Annotated in this window: 2 protein-coding genes; both read right to left on the bottom strand. The window is 36.7% G+C overall.

The window, feature by feature from the left end:
• Positions 1-527, bottom strand: a 527-nt coding sequence (locus tag CXF78_RS21650; RefSeq protein ID WP_219622079.1) for a hypothetical protein, incomplete at its 3' end; no start/stop codon positions are given.
• 64 nt (positions 528-591) lie between these two features.
• Positions 592-1,935 (bottom strand): response regulator c-di-GMP phosphodiesterase, NosR family, encoded by a 1,344-nt coding sequence (locus CXF78_RS15200; protein WP_102037264.1) that lies wholly within the window; start codon positions 1,933-1,935, stop codon positions 592-594.
• Between the last annotated feature and the right edge of the window lie 113 nt (positions 1,936-2,048).

Genomic DNA, 2,048 nt, shown 5'->3' with positions numbered 1-2,048 from the left:
CGATTGGTTAACTGTAATTTTATGCTTTGTGTCTTTTGTATTTTGGGTGAGCTGCTAATACTGTTAAGGATCAACGTTGTTCTGGTACACAAGGCAAATATACTAGTATTGAGAACTATGGTGCACAAGAACATATCCCAAGAATCGACAAAAATTCCATAGCCAAGTTGTTGATATATGATGCTAATGACTAAAGCATATGTAGTGATTGTTTTCGATAAATATTGCTTTAAATTTAGGTTGTAAAGCATCATCAATAATAGTTGCAAACTACTACCTAACCACGCAATTTCACTATTAATGGGTAGCGTAACTAATATTAAACTAAAGACCGACCAGATAAATCCCAACCGCAAGAAAATTATTGAAAAAGCAATATTGCCTATTAAAAATGGTACAACAATAGGAAGGTCAACTGCCATAGAATTGGCTATGCAGCCTAAAAATGTTGTGTTAATGAAAAACCAAAACCGCTTGGATGAAAATGACTTTGAATAAAACAGCTTTGCAATATGGATATGCATCATAGTGATACATCTGCTATAGGCAAAGTCTCTATGATAAGCAATCTAAATTGTGCATATATTCTGTTCATGTTTTTTCTTCAGAGATAATCTCTGCAGGGTTAAGAGGTTCCACTTTAATGAGTAATTTCACTTTATATTTAGTTTGGTAGTTGAGTAAGTGACAAAGTGTTTTTTCGCAAAATGTGTGACCTTTAGAAAGCAACAGCATGTGATTGTGGTTGTATAAATTTTGGGCTAATCGCATCCCGACACCAATTTGTTCAACATGAAGACCATCCTCTATTCTATAATCAGTTTTTTCATCTTTGTTTAGTAAAAGCTGCCCAAGAACACGCACTACATTGGGATCATATAAAGTACCTTGCTTAATCTTTACGAGTTTATATGCCTCTTGTTTTGTGTAGTGCTTTGGTTTTTGTCGTTGATATATTAGCAGCCAAAAATCCCGTGAAACTGCAAGAATTCGCGCACCAACTGGAATATCATCTGCAATTTTTTGTCTTGGCTCACCGGTGCCATTAAAGCGCTCATACTGACAAGCAATTATTTCACTTAGAGCAGACAAGTGAACGGCTGGAACTAACATATCTTCAGCCAATTGAGGGTGTTGTAAATATTGCTTTTGGTCTGCACTATCTAATTGATAAAACGGATGACTAAGGCAATGGGCTGGCAATCCTAATTTCCCCAATTCTGAATAAAGTCCCGCTCTAGTGATTAATTCTATATCTGACTGATTCATCAGCATTAATTTGGCAATGTTGCCACATGTTTCTCCAACATGCTGTGCAAACTTTCCACTTAGTGCAGGATTAATACTGATCAGATTGTATAGAACTTCCAATGTCGCTTTCTGTTCATTTCCACGTGTAGTCGCCAGATGCTTATATTGATGTAAAGTTTTTTTCAATTGAGTTGTTCGCTGAAGCACGGTCTCTTCTAGGTTGTCGTTCAATTCTTTTAGTTGTTCGTTCTGCACCGTTATTTTTGCTGTAAGCCTGTTGTTGGTATTAATAAGCCGATAAATGTCTAAACCATCATTTACTTGAGCCAGAAGTTCAGCATTATCCCAAGGCTTTTGTATATAGCAGTGAATTTTACCGACATTAATAGATCTAATAGTAGATTCAATATCGGAGAATCCAGTCATCAATATACGATATGCATCCGGCTGTAGAACTGCGGCTTGTGCAAGAAACTCGGCGCCAGTCATATTTGGCATGCGCATATCAGAAATAATTAAATTTACCTTTGCTTTTTGCATCAGTTCGAGTGCCTGTTGACCACTTGACGACTGTAATAATTTGACATTCGAAGAAACAAATAGGCGTTGAAGCGACCTTAAAATATTCGCCTCGTCATCTACACATAAAATAACGGGTATTAAGGTAGTGTCGGCGGTGTTCATAATATTCTCATTTGTCCTATGTGTCTCATTTGTCTCTTGGTACAACCTATGCTATAACTGGCAAGTAATCAAGTTATATGATGGATCACATTAGATGAAGACATTACGGCCCA

The organism is Shewanella sp. 11B5 (genome assembly GCF_002836795.1).
In the GTDB taxonomy this organism is placed as follows: Bacteria; Pseudomonadota; Gammaproteobacteria; order Enterobacterales; family Shewanellaceae; genus Shewanella; species Shewanella frigidimarina.
The sequence above is the reverse complement of the archived record's forward strand: the minus strand, read 5'-3'. Positions and strand labels throughout refer to the sequence as shown.

Excerpts from the sequence above, each read along its gene's own strand:
- CXF78_RS15200 (WP_102037264.1), bottom strand. The coding sequence starts at position 1,935 with ATGAACACCGCCGACACTACCTTAATACCCGTTATTTTATGTGTAGAT.